14 protein-coding genes are annotated in these 16085 nt (G+C 67.3%); 3 read left to right on the top strand and 11 right to left on the bottom strand.

Annotated elements, in window-relative coordinates; all coding sequences use genetic code 11:
• Positions 1-6: 6 nt before the first annotated feature.
• Together BLU62_RS19080 and BLU62_RS19085 are read left to right on the top strand one after the other, a co-directional pair.
• On the top strand, positions 7-1272 hold the full coding sequence (locus BLU62_RS19080; RefSeq protein WP_074851372.1) for an SLC13 family permease: 1266 nt from the start codon (positions 7-9) through the stop codon (positions 1270-1272).
• Positions 1273-1449: 177 nt separating this feature from the next.
• Complete coding sequence (locus BLU62_RS19085) at positions 1450-2820, top strand: DUF6880 family protein (protein WP_342028645.1); 1371 nt, start codon at positions 1450-1452, stop codon at positions 2818-2820.
• Between the two features lie 96 nt (positions 2821-2916).
• Here the strand turns inward: BLU62_RS19085 and BLU62_RS19090 are convergent, their stop codons facing one another.
• The 7 genes from BLU62_RS19090 to BLU62_RS19120 all read right to left on the bottom strand — a co-directional run bounded on the left by BLU62_RS19090 (position 2917) and on the right by BLU62_RS19120 (position 11860).
• Positions 2917-4548, bottom strand: a complete 1632-nt coding sequence (locus tag BLU62_RS19090; RefSeq protein WP_074851374.1) for an acyl-CoA synthetase — start codon at positions 4546-4548, stop codon at positions 2917-2919.
• Between the two features lie 53 nt (positions 4549-4601).
• Complete coding sequence (locus BLU62_RS19095) at positions 4602-5774, bottom strand: lipid-transfer protein (protein ID WP_074851376.1); 1173 nt, start codon at positions 5772-5774, stop codon at positions 4602-4604.
• Positions 5774-6217 (bottom strand): MaoC family dehydratase, encoded by a 444-nt coding sequence (locus BLU62_RS19100; protein ID WP_074851377.1) that lies wholly within the window; start codon positions 6215-6217, stop codon positions 5774-5776. The genes BLU62_RS19095 and BLU62_RS19100 overlap by 1 nt, the downstream gene beginning before the upstream one ends.
• The gene (locus BLU62_RS19105) at positions 6214-7266 is read right to left on the bottom strand and encodes a bifunctional MaoC family dehydratase N-terminal/OB-fold nucleic acid binding domain-containing protein (RefSeq protein ID WP_074851378.1); all 1053 of its coding nucleotides are present in this window, start codon (positions 7264-7266) and stop codon (positions 6214-6216) included. Before BLU62_RS19105 ends, BLU62_RS19100 begins: the two co-directional genes overlap by 4 nt.
• Positions 7263-8426: an acyl-CoA dehydrogenase family protein gene (locus BLU62_RS19110; RefSeq protein ID WP_074853023.1), complete on the bottom strand. Its 1164-nt coding sequence runs from the start codon at positions 8424-8426 to the stop codon at positions 7263-7265. Before BLU62_RS19110 ends, BLU62_RS19105 begins: the two co-directional genes overlap by 4 nt.
• Before the next feature lie 5 nt (positions 8427-8431).
• A complete protein-coding gene (locus BLU62_RS19115; protein ID WP_074851380.1) occupies positions 8432-9556 on the bottom strand; it encodes an acyl-CoA dehydrogenase family protein in 1125 nt (374 codons plus the stop codon).
• 117 nt (positions 9557-9673) lie between these two features.
• On the bottom strand, positions 9674-11860 hold the full coding sequence (locus BLU62_RS19120; protein WP_074851382.1) for an acyl-CoA dehydrogenase family protein: 2187 nt from the start codon (positions 11858-11860) through the stop codon (positions 9674-9676).
• A 136-nt stretch (positions 11861-11996) separates the two neighbouring features.
• On the opposite strand from BLU62_RS19120, the gene kstR reads away from it, so the two are divergent.
• A complete protein-coding gene (gene kstR, locus BLU62_RS19125; protein ID WP_074851384.1) occupies positions 11997-12647 on the top strand; it encodes a cholesterol catabolism transcriptional regulator KstR in 651 nt (216 codons plus the stop codon).
• Positions 12648-12744: 97 nt separating this feature from the next.
• Here kstR and BLU62_RS19130 read toward each other — a convergent pair whose 3' ends face one another.
• From BLU62_RS19130 to BLU62_RS19145, 4 genes are all read right to left on the bottom strand, one after another.
• On the bottom strand, positions 12745-13206 hold the full coding sequence (locus BLU62_RS19130; protein ID WP_074851386.1) for a MaoC/PaaZ C-terminal domain-containing protein: 462 nt from the start codon (positions 13204-13206) through the stop codon (positions 12745-12747).
• A complete protein-coding gene (locus BLU62_RS19135) occupies positions 13203-14213 on the bottom strand; it encodes an alpha/beta hydrolase (protein WP_074851387.1) in 1011 nt (336 codons plus the stop codon). Before BLU62_RS19135 ends, BLU62_RS19130 begins: the two co-directional genes overlap by 4 nt.
• 99 nt (positions 14214-14312) lie before the next feature.
• A complete protein-coding gene (locus BLU62_RS19140) occupies positions 14313-15083 on the bottom strand; it encodes an SDR family NAD(P)-dependent oxidoreductase (protein WP_074851390.1) in 771 nt (256 codons plus the stop codon).
• Positions 15084-15132: 49 nt separating this feature from the next.
• Complete coding sequence (locus BLU62_RS19145) at positions 15133-15894, bottom strand: crotonase/enoyl-CoA hydratase family protein (RefSeq protein ID WP_074851392.1); 762 nt, start codon at positions 15892-15894, stop codon at positions 15133-15135.
• Positions 15895-16085: the final 191 nt, after the last annotated feature.

Raw genomic sequence — 16085 nt, forward strand, 5'->3', positions numbered from 1 at the left:
TTTGCGGTGCTCACCGTGGACAGCATCACCGGCTGCATCGTCAGCGTTGCTGCCCTCGTCGTGGTGATCATCGCAACGCTTGGCGCGCAGCGTGTCCCGGCGGTCGCGGTGGCGGCACCCGTCGCCGGACTCCTGATCCTGCTGGGACTCACCGACTTCGACGCGGCCGCCGACGAGGTCGCCACCATGGCCCCGACCATCGGTTTCCTCGCCGCGATGCTGGTCGTCGCCGACGTGTGCGCCCGCGAAGGCGTGTTCACCTGGATCGGGACGGTGCTCGCCGACTGGAGCCGATCCTCACCGCATCGCCTGCTGCGCATCGTGTTCGTCGCCGCGGCGGTGACCACGGCCGTCCTCAGCCTCGACACCACGATCGTCCTGCTGACGCCCGTCGCCGTCGCCACCGCGAGGCACATCGGCGCGCGGGTGACGCCGATCGCCTTCGCCAATGCGCATCTGGCCAACACCGCGTCGACGCTGCTGCCGGTCTCCAACCTGACGAACCTGCTGGCCTTCTCCGCCGCCGGCCTCGGGTTCATCCAATTCGCCGGCGTGATGCTCGCGCCGTGGGTCGCCGCGATCGTCGTCGAATACCTGATCTTCCGGTGGTATTTCGCCGATGAGCTGCGAACGTCCGCACCGGTGGAGGCGGACGCCGAGCCCCGGCCGGACGCTCACCGACCGACACTGTTGCTGGTCGCGCTGGCCGTGCTGCTCGTCGCCTTCGTCGTCGCCGAACCGTTCGGTGTGCCGCTCGCCGCGGTCGCCGGTGTCGGGGCGGTCCTGTTCACGCTGCCCGAACTGTTCCGTTCCCCGGTCCCCACCCTGCGCAACACGATCACCGCGGTGAACATCCCGTTCCTGGGCTTCGTCGCCACGCTCGGCGTCGTCATCCTGCCGGTCCGCAACGGTCCACTCGGCGACTGGATCGGCGGACTCATCCCGTCGTCGTCGACACTGCTCGGCATCCTGATTGTGGCCGTGCTCGCCGCGGTGCTGGCGAACCTGGTCAACAATCTCCCGGCGACGCTGCTGCTGATCCCACTGGTCGCCCACGATCCCGGCCTGGTCCTGGCGATGCTGCTCGGCGTTAACATCGGCCCGAACCTCGCCTACTTCGGGTCACTGGCCAACCTGCTGTGGCGCGACATCATGCACCGCGACGTCGCGGCGCCGACCTCGCGGGAGTACCTGCGGCTCGGCGCGCTCACTGTCCCGGCGACACTCGGTGTCGCGGTGCTCGCGCTGTGGGTCAGCCTGCAACTCACCTGAAGTCCTGCAAACCCACCCTTTTTCGGCAGACCCACCCCCTGATCAGGGGGTGCGTTTGCCGAAAAAGGGTGGGTTTGCAGAGCGGGCCAGACCAAGGCGGCACCCGCGCCGAGCCTGTGAGCCCGACCAAGCGGGGTGATCGTGTCGCACCGCCGGCCGCGAGGCCCGGCACACGCCGTGGATCAGAGCCAGCACCGCCTACCCCAAACCGACCGACCGCTGACAGCGAAGAGAGTCGATGACAGCATCGCTGCTGGGACCCGGGGGGGGAGACGACGGCTCCGACCCCGTCTGGCCGCGGTGCCACAATGGGGTATGTCCGAGCTCGCCGACAATGTCCTCCCGCTCATCCGCACGCGGGCTGATCTTCACCGACGCGGCTCGACCGCGCACGGCAAGCAGATGTCCGTCGCTGTCGACCGACTGGCGGCCGCCGCCGCCTCCGGCACCGACCCGCGGGACGTGCTGTTGGTGACGCAGAAGGCGATCGCGTCGGCAACGACGCTGATTATGCGCGCCGACGATTCGAGCGGCTACATGGGAGACGCCATCCGGGGGCTGCTGGCGCTGCATCCGCAGGTCGCCGTCGACGCGAGGCCCACGCCGTCGAAACTGGTCAAATGGATGGTCGACTTCCAGTTCCACAACGAATGCGACTTCTTCACCATCGACCCGGTCGCCTACGCGCCGGCATTGGGCGAGCGCGGGATCGCCGCCTACCGGGCCGAGCTCGAGGAAATTCGCGAGGAGCTCGGGCCGCCGGTGATCGATCCCGAGCGACCCTGGGCGGCTGAATTCGGGCGCTCGAGGTTCGCGCTCGCACATAACGACAGGCGACTGGCCGTACTCGATCGTGACGTCGACAAGATCATCGACACCCACGCGCGCCACCAACCGAACGCCGCATTCCTGCAGGACACGGCCATCGCGCTGGCCGAGATCGGCGAGATCGACCTGGCCATCGAATACGCGCGCAAAACAAGCGATCTGGGTTCTGGATTCCAATCCCAGGCCGCCGCGGGGTACCTGTCGGAGCTGATATCCGAACACCGACCCACCGAATTGCTGTCCACCCGACTCGACACCTTCGCCCGCTGGCCATCCTTCGCAACTGCGACAGACCTGCACGAGGCAGCCGGCGACGAGTGGCCCGACCTCGCCGACGACGTCCTCACCAAACTCGCCGACCGACCGCGCGAGCTGATCCTGTTCCTCCTGCGAACGCTCGGCAACGTGGAATCCGCTTGGCAGCAAGCCCATTCATCGAAGCTTGGCGACGAGGAGGTCTGGCTGGAGCTGGTCAACGCGTACGAGACGATCGATCCGGTCGCCGTGCTCGGTCCGCTGCAGAGCATCGTCGAGAAACGACTGGCGACCGCCCACCCGCACAACTACCGCCAGGCCACCCGGGTACTCACCCGCATGCGGCGCATCGCCGCAGGCACCACAGCTGCGAACACCGTGAGCGAACTGATCGACCGTCTACGCACGGAGAACCGTAACCGTCCGCGACTGCAGGCCGAGTTCGACCAGGCGGGATTGAAGTGAAATGACATGAACTCACGCAAACCCACCCTTTTTCGGCAAACGCACCCCCTGATCAGGGGGTGCGTTTGCCGAAAAAGGGTGGGTTTGCGGAGCGGGTCAGACCGGGGTGCTCTCCTTGGCCGCCTCCGCCTTGGCCCAGCGGTAGTCGGCCTTGCCGGCCGGCGTGCGCTTGACCTCGTCGACGAAGACCACGGTGCGCGGGACCTTGTAGCGGGCGAGGGTTTCGCGGCAGTGATCCTGGATCGCCTCGAGCGACGGTTCTTCGGCACCCTCCGCGAGCGCGATCACCGCGGCGACCCGCTGGCCGTACTTCTCGTCGGGAACCGGGACCACGAGCGCGTCGGCGATCGCCGGATGCGCGTGCAGCGTGGCCTCGACCTCTTCGGCGTAGACCTTCTCGCCACCGGTGTTGATGCACTGCGAGCCGCGGCCGAGGAAGACGATCGAGCCGTCGGCCTCGACGGTTCCCATGTCCCCCAGGATCGAGATCCGGGTGCCATCCGGCAGTGTCGGGAAGGTCTTCGCGGTCTTCTCGTCGTCCTTGTAGTAGCCGAGGGGCACGTTGCCGATGCGCGCGATGTACCCGACGTCGCCCGACCCCGGCTCGATCTTGTTGAGCCGCTCGTCGACGACCATCATGCGATCGGTCGGCGGCACCTTCAGGTTGCCGTTGTCGTCCATCATGATCTCGCCGTCGTTGCCCGACTCCGACGCACCGAAGTTGTCGCGCAGCACCAGATCCGGCTTCACGGCGAGCATGCGGTCGCGCACGTGCTGCGACCAGATGGCGCCACCGGAGGTGATGGAGAACATCGACGACAGGTCCACGTCGTCCTTGCGCTTCTCCAGTTCTTCCACGAGCGGCATGCCCATGGCGTCACCCACGATGAGGACGATGTTGACCTTCTCCTTCTCGACCTCGGTGACGATGGCCGCCGGGTCGAAGTCGCGCTGGATGACCAGGCGACCGCCGAGGGTGAAGAACGTGAACAGCGAGTACGACGCCGCACCGTGCATGAGCGGGGCCGCCAGCAGGAAGGCGATGGACGGGAAATCCTTGACCGCCGTGCCGATCTCCTCCAGGTCCTTGCGGGGATCACCGTAGGGATTGCCACCGGAGAGCGGCTTGCGGAAGAAGTCGTCGTGCTGCCACATGACCCCCTTGGGGTAGCCCGTGGTGCCACCGGTGTAGAGCAGGTACAGCTCTTCGCCGTTGCGCGGTTCGAAGTCACGGTTGTCCGGCTTGGACTCCGCGTCGGCGAAGGACACGATCTCCACCGTGCGGCCGTCGGGCAGGTCGGCGGCGGCCGCGGTCAGTTCGTCGAGAACGTCACCGATCACGAACACCGTTCGGACAGTCGGGGTCTCCGCGAGCAGCGCGGCGACGCTGCGCTGATGTTCGGGGAGTTCGACGACGATCGCACGCGAATCGGAGTTGTCGAAGATGTACTGGAGTTCGGCGTTGGTGTACCGGTAGTTGATGTTGACCGGCACGGCGCGGACCTTCAGCAGACCGAGCAGGCTGGTGACGTGCTCGACGCTGTTCTTGAGGAACAGGGCCACATTGTCGAAGGCGCCGATCCCGGCGCCCGCGAACAGGTGTGCCACCTGGTTGGAGAGCCGGTCGAGTTCGCCGTAGCTGATCTGGCGACCCTGGTAGCTGAGCGCGATCCGCTCGGGCACCGAATCGGCGACCGTCTCGAAGACATCGGCGAGGTTGAACTTCATCGTGCGCGCTCCTTGTTGCGGAAGTAGTCGTGATTCGGTGCTCGGATCGGCGCTCATGCGGTCAGCACCAATCCACTTGTGGGGACTCCGGTTCCGGCGGTGACGACGACCTTCTCGGCACCGTGGACCTGATTGACCGAGGTGCCCCGGAGCTGGCGGACGGCTTCGGCGATGCCGTTCATGCCGTGGATGTAGGCCTCGCCGAGCTGGCCGCCGTGGGTGTTGAGCGGCAGCCGGCCACCCACCTCCAGGGCCCCGGGCTCCCGAACGAGGTCCTTGGCCTCACCGCGTCCGCAGAAGCCCAGCTCTTCGAGCTGGAGCAGCGTGTACGGCGTGAAGTGGTCGTAGAGGACGGCCATGTCCATGTCCTCGGGACGGAGGCCGGACTGCGACCAGAGCTGGCGTCCGACGAGACCCATCTCGGGCAACGACGCCAGCTCGTCGCGGTAGTAACTGGTCATGATGTATTGGTCCGCCGCGGAGCCGGCCGCCGCCGCGGAGATCACGGCGGGCCGGTTCGGCAGATCCTTGGCACGCTCGGCCGACACGATCACCAGTGCGACACCGCCATCGGACTCCTGGCAGCAGTCGAGCAGATGCAACGGCTCGGCGATGTACCGCGAGTTCTGATGATCCTCGAGAGTGATCGGCTTCTCGTAGAAGAAGGCGTCGGGATTGACCGCGGCGTGTTTGCGGTCGACGACCGCGATCCGGCCGAAATCCGCACTGGTGGCGCCGTAGTCGTGCATGTATCGCTGGGCGATCATCGCGACGAACGCGGCCGGCGTCGACAAGCCGTGCGGGTAGCTGAACGCGTTCTCGGTGCCCGAGGAGTTCTCCTGGTTCGCGACCGCCGAATTCACCTGTCCGAAGCGCAGTCCCGATCGTTCGTTGAACGCGCGGTAGGCGACGACGACGTCGGCGACCCCGGTCGCCACCGCCATCGCGGCCTGCTGCACGGTCGCACACGCGGCACCGCCTCCGTAGTGGATCCGCGAGAAGTAGGTCAGCTCAGGGATTCCGACGGCCCGGGCCACCGAGATCTCGCTGTTGGTGTCCATGGTGAACGTGACGAGGCCGTCGACGTCGGACGGGGTGAGACCCGCGTCGGCGATCGCCGCCGACACCGCCTCGGCCGCGAGCCTCAGCTCGCTGCGACCGGAATCCTTGGAGAACTCGGTGGCCCCGATCCCGGCGATCGCCGCCTGTCCGGACAGCCCGCCCATCAGCGTCCCTCTCCCTGCGTCGCATCCGAGGCACCCTCACCGACGGTGAGGGTCACGGTCGAGATGACATGTTTGCCCAGTGAATTGGTTCCCGTGACAGCGACCGTCAGCACGCCGTCGTCGGCCACCTCGGTGACCTCACCGGTGAAGGTGACCGAATCGTAGGCGTACCACGGCACACCGAGTTTCAGTGCGATCGACCGGATTCGGGCGGTGGGACCGGCCCAGTCGGTGACGAACCGTTCCACCAGACCGGTGTCGGTCAGGATGTTGACGAAGATGTCCTTCGACCCCTTTGCCTGCGCCAGGTCGCGGTCGTGGTGCACGTCCTGGAAGTCGCGGGTGGCGACCGCCGTCGCGACGACGAAGGTCGGGGTCGCGTCGATGACCAAGGGCGGCAATGTGGTTCCGACGCTGATCGCCGGAGAGGCAACGCTGGTCACGATTCTCCTTCTCGATTCGCCGGTTCCCACGCGTACAGGGTCCACGCCGGCGTCCCCGCCTCGTCACGCGCGGGAAAGTCCAGGAAGGTCACCCGCACGGGCATCCCGATCTCGACCTCCTCCGGTGCGACGCCCCGCAGTTCACCCAGCATCCGCACGCCTTCGTCGAGCTCCACGAGCGCGACGACGAACGGCAGTTGCCGCCCGGGGACCTTCGGCGCCCGGTGGACCACATAGCTGTAGACGGTCCCGGCGCCCGACGCCACGATGTAATCGGTGACCGGCACCGACCCGTCGGCCTCACGCGGCTTCCAGGTCGCCGGCACCGGCGGATGGCGCAGAGCGCCCTCACCGTCTCGCTGGATGCGCAGTTCATGTGCGGCCACACCCTCCCAGAAGAAGGCCGTGTCACGCGAGACGCTCGGCTTGAGCAGCTTCGCCGGGTCGAGATCATCAGGTGCCGACGAAACCGGTTCGGGTGCAGAGTTCTTTGCGGCCGGACGGAACTTCAGGATGCGGAAACGCATCTCGGCGACGACCTCGGCTGCACCGTTCTCGTCGGGCACCGACCACACATTGCGGGTGGTGAAGAACCAGCCCTCGCCGAGTGCGGTGTTCTTGGGTCCGACGACCTCGACGAGTTCGGCCGACAGCGACACCTCTTCCCCCGGTCGGGTGTAGCGGTGGTACACGGTGTCGCAGTTGGTCGCGACGACCGAGGTGAAGCCCGCGTCGTCGAAGAGTTGCGTCGCGCGCCCGAGCGGGTCGTCGGCCGTGCGGGTTCCGTTGAGCCCGCGCATCGTCCACACCTGGGCCATGGCCGGCGGCGCCACGACGCCCGGATGCCCGGCGGCACGCGCCGCGGCGTCGTCGACGTAGATGGGGTTCTCATCGCCCATCGCCTCGACCCAGTTGTTGATCATCGGCTGGTTGATGGGATCGCGCCCGCGCACCGGGGCACTCGCTCCGTCGTCCATGATCGCCTGCGCCGCAGCGCGAATGGCCTCGTCTGCATCCAACCCTTCGGGGGTCAGCTCCGGTGCGCTCATCGCTTGGCCCGCGGGAGTCCGAGCCCGGCCGTGGCGATCATGTCGCGCATGACCTCGTTGACACCGCCGCCGAAGGTGATGACCACATGACGCTTCTGCTGCACGTCGAGCCAGTCGACGAGGGCAGCGGTCTCGGGGTCGGTGAAATCGCCGTAGCGTCCGATGATCTCGTTGGCCATGCGGCACACCGCCTGGATGCGCTCGGTGGAGAACACCTTGGTCGCCGCGGCATCGGCCATCGAGATCGCCTCACCGGTGGAGGCCACCTGCCAGTTGAGCAGTTCGTTGATCCGGCCGTAGGCGTCGATGGTCGCCAGTGCCCGACGCACGTCGGGATGCTTGGCGATGACGGTGCCGTCGGGTCCCGGACGCTGCGCCCAGGCGCACAGCCGCGCCGCCAGGCCGTCGATGCGTCCGGCCGGTCCGAGCATGACCCGCTCGTGGTTGAGCTGGGTGGTGATCAGCTTCCAACCGCCGCCCTCCTCACCCACGCGCATCGAGACCGGGACCTTCACGTCCTGGTAGTAGGTGGCGTTCACGTGATGGGCACCGTCGGCGGTGATGATCGGCGTCCAGCTGAATCCGGGATCCTTGGTGTCCACGATGAGAATCGAGATGCCCTTGTGCTTCGGCGCATCCTTGTCGGTCCGCACGGCCAGCCAGATGTAGTCGGCGTCGTGGCCACCGGTGGTGAAGATCTTCTGGCCGTTGACGACATAGTGGTCGCCGTCGAGCACGGCCGTCGTGGACAGCGACGCCAGGTCGGTACCGGCCTCGGGTTCGGTGTAACCGATGGCGAAATGCACGTCGCCGGCGAGGATCGCGGGCAGGAACTTGCGCTTCTGCTCCTCGGTGCCGTGGACCTGGAGGGTCGGACCGACCGTCTGGAGCGTGACCGACGGCAGCGGGACATCGGCGCGGACGGCCTCGTTGGTGAAGATCTGCTGTTCGATCTCACCAAATCCCTTGCCGCCGAACTCCTTCGGCCAGCCCACACCGAGGCGGCCGTCGTCGCCCATGCGCTTGATGACCTTGCGGTACGTCGGTCCGTGCCGCTCGGTCAGCATGATCTCCGCTTCTTCCGGAGTCACGAGGTCGGCGAAGTATGCCCGGAGTTCTTCGCGCAGCGCGCGCTGTTCGGGCGTCAGATCGATGAACATCGTGCTCACCCCTGTGCTCGGTCGGCCGGGGCTGCGCCCTCGGTGATGTCGGCGAGTTCGTCCAGTCGCACGGCGGCACCACCCACGAGGCGGGCGAGATCCTTGGCGATGGAGAAGTACCGGTGCAACGGATAGGTGATGTCCACGCCGATGCCGCCGTGCAGGTGCGTCATCGTCCGCAGGGTCGGCGGGATCTCCTCCGCCAGCCAGTAGGCGGCGACGCCGAGATCGGTCGCCGCGTCGAGGCCTTCGGAGAGCCGCCAGGCCGCGGCGGTGGTCGACAGGTCCATCGACCGTCCGACCACGTAGATGTCGGCGAGCTGCTGACCGACGGCCTGGAACAGCGCGATGGGCTTGCCGAACTGCTCGCGGGTCGAGACGTGGTCGGCGGTGAGCCGGGTCGCGCCGGCGACGAGTCCGTCGGCGTAGGCGCACAGTGCCAGCCGGTACCGGTCACGCAGGACGGAGAGCTCGCGGCTGATGACGTCGGCGTCGTCGACGGGGACGTCGTCGAAGGTCACGGTGTACTCGCCCCAGCCACTCGACGCCGGGGTACGTGTGAGCGTGACGCCGTCGGCCGTCGGCGAGACGGCCACGACGCCGGCATCGGATGTGACGAGCAGGACCGAGGCACCCTCGGCGTGCAGGACCCCGACCTTCGTGCCGTTGAGGCGTCCGCCGCGGACACCGGTCTGCGGGGTCGGCGTCAGGTTGTCGCCGTGTTCGCCGATCGCGATGGCGGCCCAGCGGCCACCCGTCAGGGCCTCACCCCACCGGGACCACACGTCCGCATCCGACCCGGAGACCTCGGCGAAGACGAGCGCTGCGGTGAGGGTTCCCAGTGCAGGGGTCACCGCGGCGGCGCGCCCCATACGACGGAACAGCGGGAGGAGTCCCGCCTCGTCGATCTCGTCACCGTCGTGGTCGGCCGGCAACGGCAGCGCGAGGAGCCCGGCGTCGACGAGTGCCTGCCAGGTCTCGGCGTCGAAGCCGCCGACCTGATCGCCTGCACCCGAGTCACCGGAATCCCGCCTCCCGAAGGTCGACTCCCAGTCGGGTTGCCGTCGTGCGAACACGTCCTCCGCGACGTCGCGAACCGCGACCGCCGTGCCGTCCAGGGCAAAGTCCACCCGCGTCTCCTCACCATGCGCGAACTACAGAACTAGAACTTGTTCTAGTTGTATCAGAGTCGGTGCATCCGGGGTAGAGATCGGGTTTAATCTGCGGTTTCGCGCGGAAGAGGCCGGTCAGCCGCGAGGCAAACCGAGAATGCGTTCCGCAGCCGCGGTCTTGAGGATCTGGGTGGTTCCACCGGCGATCGACAGGCAGCGATTCTGGAGCACGGCGTCGGACGCCTCGGTGGCCGCCAGACCCTGCACGCCGACGAGCCGCAGGGCGAGATCGGGCACCGACTGCCGGTGCTCCACACCGATGAGTTTGCGGACGCTGGACAGCGCACCCGGGTCGAGACCGGCGAGTTGCTGCGTCGCGGCACGGGCGTCGAGGACCCGGCCGACGTGTGCGTCGGCGAACTGTCTGCCGAGTGCGGCGCGCTCCCCTTCGGAGAGCTCACGCGTCATCGACTGCACCTGCCGGAGCAGCGACTCCATCTCCTTGCCGAGACCCGACCCGCCCATCGCCACGCGCTCGTTCGCGAGGGTGGTACGGGCCAGCCGCCAGCCGTTGTTCACCTCGCCGACCACGCAGTCGTCGGGCACGACGACGTCGTCGAGGAAGACCTCGTTGAAGTTGGCGCGTCCGGTCAGCTCGCGCAGCGGACGGATGTCGATGCCCGGCGAGGACATGTCGACGAGGAAGTAGGTGATCCCCTTGTTCTTGGGCGCCTCGGCGTCGGTGCGGGCCAGGCAGATGGCCCACTGCGCATTGTGCGCCTGCGAGGTCCAGATCTTCTGACCGGACAGCTTCCAGCCGCCGTCGATGCGTTCCGCTCGCGTGCGCAGCGCCGCGAGGTCAGAACCCGCCTCGGGCTCGCTGAACAGCTGACACCAGACGATCTCGCCGGCGAGGGTCGGCGCGACGAAGCGCTCACGCTGCGCGTCGGTGCCGTGGGACAGGATCGTCGGGATCGCCCAGGCGCCGATGACGAGATCGGGCCGGACGATGCCGGCGGCGTCGAGTTCGGTGTCGATGAGCAGCTGCAGAGCGGCGTCGGCGCCTAGTCCGTACGGCGCCGGCCAGTGCGGGGTGAGGTATCCCGTCTCCGCGAGGACGCCCCGTTTGTCGTCGGGGTCGGCGTCGGCGATGCGGGCCACGGTGGCACGGACCTCGTCGCGGCGGTCCTCGACCTCCGAGAGGTCGAGGGCGAATCGTCGGCGCGTGCCCGCGAGACCCCGATCGGCGAGTGTCGTGGCAGCAGTGTGCGCGTGATCCAGCGCGGCTTGTGCGGCGAGTGCGGACCGGAGGTAGAGGTGCGCGTCGTGTTCGAAGGTGAAGCCGATGCCGCCGAGTATCTGGATGCAGTCCTTGGCAGTGGCGACGGGGGCCTCGGCCACGACGACGTCGGCCGCGAGCCGGCTGATCTCGAGTTGCTCACGCGCAGAATCGAGCTCATCCGAGGAGGCGCCGAGTACGTCGTCGACGGCGCTGGCCACGTCCCAGGCGACCGCGGTGACCTCTTCACTGCGGCAGAGCATCTCGGCGCAGATGTGCTTGATCGCCTGGAACGAGCCGATCGGCACACCGAACTGCGTACGGACCTTGGCGTAGTCGACGGCGGTGTCGAGGGCCCAGCGGGTGACCCCACTCTGATAGGCCGCGAGCGTCGCCGACAGCAGCCCCTCGACGAGCGGCGCGTCGGGAAGTTCGACGAGGTCGTCGACCGTGACGCCGGACAGTTGCACGCGGGACACCGAGGTGGTGCCGTCGAGCGGTGCCTCCGGGGCGATGTCGGCGCTGCCGACATTCGGCGGGATCACCCACCAGCGCCCGTCCCGACCCGCGACGTCGAGCGCCGCCAGGACCGCGGCGCCCTCGACGTAGCCGCCGACGAGCCCGAGGTCGAGGGTGTCGGACAGCGGCACGGCCGGGCCGCCGGCGTGGCTGACGACCGGCGTCACCACCGGAACCGCACCTTCGAGAACATGGTCGAGGAGTTCCTGCGCCCGCGCATCCGTGCTAGTGGAGAGCGTGATCGCCGTGGTCACCGTCGGCGCGACGGGCCCCGGGACCAGTTCGATTCCGCACTGCTCGACCATTGCCGCCACGTCGACGAAGCCCGCACCGAGTCCGCCGGAAGCCTCCGGCACCGCGGCCGCGAACACCCCGAACTCCGCCAGCCGGCCGAACAGCTGCGTCCACTGATCACGCGGTTTGTCGATGTCGGAGCGGACCAGTTCGGTCACCTTCGCGGCGCGGGCCCAGGACTCGATGCTGTGGCACACCGCAATTTGCTCGGAAGACGTGGCGATTGTCACGAGTGATCCTCTGTATGTCGAGTTGTGAGGAATAATTAGAACCTGTTCTAATATGCCATGGGTGGTTCCTGATCGGGTAGCCACCCGAGATCCCCCGCCACCCGATCACTGATCACGTGAGGATGTTCGAAAGCACATGGCCCGCTCTGCACCAGGCAACGCCGCGGTCGACACCCCGGCCGGGACCTCGACTCCCGCCGCGGCGCCCGAAGCCGGTTCCACCGCGCAGCGCGAACGCCGCCGCCGCATCCTCGACGCGACGCTGGCCCTCGCCTCCAAAGGCGGTTACGACGCCGTCCAGATGCGCACCGTCGCCGACAAGGCCGACGTCGCGGTCGGCACGCTCTACCGCTACTTCCCGTCCAAGGTCCACCTGCTGGTGACCGCGCTGGCGCGTGAGTTCGAGCGCGTCGAATCGAAGGTCGACCGCTCACAATTGCGGGGCGACACCGCAATCGACCGTCTGCGCCATGTCCTGGACATGATCACGTTCGCAATGCAGCGCGACCCGCTGCTCACCGAGGCGATGACCCGCGCATTCATGTTCGCCGACGCGTCGGCGACCGCCGAGGTCGATCAGGTCGCCGGCATCATCGATCGACTCCTCGCCGGCGCCATCGTCGAAGAGGGTGAGCCGACCGAAGAGGACCTCGCGATCGCTCGCGTGCTCTCCGACGTGTGGATGTCGAACCTCGTGCAGTGGCTGACCCGACGCGCGTCGGCCACCGACGTCACCAACCGCCTCGAACTGACGGTCAAACTGCTGCTCAAGGACCGCGCCAACTGAGCCGAGCACTCGCCACGGTCGGTCGGCGGAGGGGTGCCGGCCGGCGATATCTGCCGGCCGAGTAGGTCCGAGGCGCTGGCCGAGGACCGTATCGAGGTCAGTCCTCGCCCTTTGGTCGAGCGTGCACATAGGCCTCGACGACGGTCCGCATCACCGGTTTTCCGGCGTCGTTGACCACCTCGGACGTGGACGTGACAAGCGCCCGGTTGCGGTCGTCGAAGTCGACGGCGTCGATCGTCAACGATCCGGTCAACGTGTCGCCGGGACGAACCGGTCGGAGGAACACAACATCGGCAAGTCGCTTGCCCGCGATGACCTTCCAGCGGTACAGGACACCGGTGACGGCCAGTTTTTGGTAGATCGACATCGTGTGCAGGCCGCTGGCGATGAGCCCGCCGTAGGCACCGGCCTCGGCGGCTGCCTTGTCCGTGTGGAAGTCCTGCGGGTCCCAGGTTCGCGCGAAGTCGAGCAGTTCCTCTTCGGTCACGTGGTGCGTGCCGAACCGGTAGACCTGCCCGGCCTCGAGATCATCTGCCCACAGTCGGTCGGCTTCGCTCACTTGAGGTCTTTGGCGATCATCGGCCAGGTGGTCTTGAGATCGCGCTCCCAGTAGCTCCAGGAATGTGTGCCGTCGGGCCGGAGGAGGACCTTGTGCGGAACCTTCAACGCACGCATGCGCTGCGCCATCTGCTTGGTGCACTCGTTGACCGCGGCTTCGATGACCCCACCGACGACCACCTGGTTGGCAAGCGTGAAGGGATCACCGGCGACCAGCGGCGCCTCGAGACGGTCGTACCAGCCGGGCAGGCCGGTGCCGCTCGTCATGTAGACCTTGGTGCCGCGCAGCTTCGCGGCGTTGACGTACGGATCGTTCTTGCGCCAGCCCGACGAGTTGACCGGGCCCCACATGTTGTCGACGTTGCCCATGCCCCGGTCGGCGACGACCATCCGAATGTACGCCTGGCCCAGCGCATCACTGGTGCGGGCGCAACCGCTGTACGCGGCGACCGACTTGTAGAGCTTCGGTGCTGCGATGGCGAGATTCAGCACCGAGGTGCCGGCCATCGAGATGCCGGCGATCGCGTTCTTCCGGGTGGTGTTGAACTCCTCGTCCACCAACGGCGGGAGTTCCTTGGTGAGGAACGTCGTCCACTTGTTGCGGCCGAGCACCGGGTCGTCACGCTGCCAATCGGTGTAATAGGAGAACGCGCCGCCGATGGGCGTCACCACGTTGACCTGCTTGTCGCGGAAGAAGTTCACGTACTGCGTCTTCGCCGCCCAGGTCGCCGAATCCTCGCCGCCACCCGCACCGTTGAGGAGATAGAGCGTGGGACGCGGCTTGGTCAGGTTCTTGGGGCGCAGGACGTTGACCGGAACCAGCCGACGCATGGCAGCGGAGTAGACGATCAACGTCGTCTGCTGAGCCGAATCGTGGATGACGGTGTCGATCCGGGCGCGATTCGGGTCGGGGGCCGGTGCAGCGAGAGCCGCCGGTGCCCATCCGGTCGCCGCCACTGCGACGGCACACGCGACAACACTCAGCCGCCTCTTCCAGGAGAAACGCACCAATAGCCCCTTTGGTTAACATTGTTCTCAGACGTAACAAAGGTAACCGAGATTGGCGGGACGTCCCAAGCCGAGACGGTCGTCGTTGTGCGTTTGTGATCAGCGCGGCTGGAACCGCTGCGCGCCGTCGAGGCGGACGATCTCACCGTTGATGTAGCTGTTCTCCAGCAGATGCTGCGCCAGCGCCGCGAACTCGTCGGGAAGACCGAGCCGCTTGGGATAGGGCACGCCGGCGGCGAACTTGGTGAGCGCTTCCTCCCCCATCGATTCCATGATCGGCGTCCGCATGGTGCCGGGAGCGATGGTGTTCAGGCGCACCGCAACCGAGCCCTGATCCCGAGCTCCCGACAGGGTGAGACCCATGACGCCGGCCTTGGCGGCGGCGTAGGCGGTCTGCCCGATCTGCCCCTCGTAGCCGGCGATCGAACTGGTCATCACGATCGCACCGCGCTCCCCGGACTCCTTGGGCTCGCCGGCCGCGAGCTTGGCCGCGGTGAGGCGCAGGACGTTGTAGGTGCCCGTGAGATAGAGATTGAGGGTCTTGACGAAACCCTTCATGTCCGCGGGCGAGCCGTCGCGGCCGACGATCTTCTGTGCCACACCGAATCCGCCGTGCGCGATGACCGCGTAGCGCAGATCACCGAGCTCACTCGCCTGCTCGAGTGCGGCGTTCACCGAGTCGTCGTCGAGGACGTCGGTACGCGCGTAGATCGCCCGCTCCCCCAACTCTTCCGCGAGCTCCTTCGCCGGCTGGTCGGCCAGGTCGGCGATCACGACCGACGCACCCGCCGCATGCAGACGACGCACGGTCGCCGCGCCGAGTCCGCCCGCGCCGCCGGTGACGAGCGCGACTTCACCCTCAAACGACATCTGTTCTCCTCGAATCGAATTCATGTACAGCTTGGTAGTCAGACGGGGCTCAGGCGCCGGTCCACTCCGGCTTGCGCTTCTCCGCGAATGCGCGGGCACCCTCGATCGCGTCCTTCGAGGTGAAGACCGGCGCGAGCAATTCGCCCTGGCGGTCCCATTTCTCGTCGTCGCCCCACGATTCCGACTCGGCGATGATCCGCTTGGTGACGGCAACGGCCAGCGGGCCGTTCTCGGTGATGCGCTCGGCAAGTGCGAGAGCACCGTCGAGCGCGCCGCCCTCGTCGGTGAGGATGTTGACGAAGCCCCAGTCCGCGGCCTGCTCGGCGGTGAAGTTGTCGCCGGTCAGCGCCAGTTCAAGCGCCTTCTGGTACGGAATCTTCTTGGGCAGGCGCAGGAGCCCGCCGGCCCCGGCGACGAGGCCGCGCTTGACCTCGGGGATGCCGAACTTCGCCGACTTCGACGCGACGACGAGGTCGGTGGCGAGAACCAGTTCGGTTCCGCCCGCGAGGGCGAACCCTTCGACGGCCGCGATGACCGGCTTGGCCGGCGGCTTCTGCGTGAAGCCCAGACCGCGACCCGCGATGGCCACCGACTCTCCCGCGGCGAAGGCCTTCAGATCCATTCCGGCACAGAAGTTGCCGCCCGCTCCGGTCAGGATGGCGACCGACAGTTCCGGACTGTCGTCGAGCTCGTCCATCGCGTCGGCGAGCGACTGACTCACCTCATGATTGATCGCGTTGCGTGCCTGCGGCCGATTGATCGTGATGACGAGGATGCGCCCCCGGCGCTCCACGAGAACTGCGTCGGACATGTGTCGTGCGACCCCTCACCGAATTCGACGATCGCTGCGGACGCACTCACGCGACATCGGGCGACGTCGGCCGCAGCTCACGAGTGATCGTAATCAGAAAGAGCCGACCAATGGGCAAAATGAACGAACTGAGTTAGACAAGTGTCGCCCGAGGTGGCCTGACGCAGGTCGATCGAACTCAGCCGCAAATC

It is taken from the genome of Gordonia westfalica, from assembly GCF_900105725.1.
GTDB lineage: Bacteria > Actinomycetota > Actinomycetes > Mycobacteriales > Mycobacteriaceae > Gordonia > Gordonia westfalica.

Excerpts from the sequence above, each read along its gene's own strand:
- BLU62_RS19140 (WP_074851390.1), bottom strand. The coding sequence starts at position 15,083 with ATGTCGTTTGAGGGTGAAGTCGCGCTCGTCACCGGCGGCGCGGGCGGA.
- BLU62_RS19145 (WP_074851392.1), bottom strand. The coding sequence starts at position 15,894 with ATGTCCGACGCAGTTCTCGTGGAGCGCCGGGGGCGCATCCTCGTCATC.
- BLU62_RS19105 (WP_074851378.1), bottom strand. The coding sequence starts at position 7,266 with ATGAGCGCACCGGAGCTGACCCCCGAAGGGTTGGATGCAGACGAGGCC.
- BLU62_RS19110 (WP_074853023.1), bottom strand. The coding sequence starts at position 8,426 with ATGTTCATCGATCTGACGCCCGAACAGCGCGCGCTGCGCGAAGAACTC.
- kstR (WP_074851384.1), top strand. The coding sequence starts at position 11,997 with ATGGCCCGCTCTGCACCAGGCAACGCCGCGGTCGACACCCCGGCCGGG.
- BLU62_RS19095 (WP_074851376.1), bottom strand. The coding sequence starts at position 5,774 with ATGGGCGGGCTGTCCGGACAGGCGGCGATCGCCGGGATCGGGGCCACC.
- BLU62_RS19090 (WP_074851374.1), bottom strand. The coding sequence starts at position 4,548 with ATGAAGTTCAACCTCGCCGATGTCTTCGAGACGGTCGCCGATTCGGTG.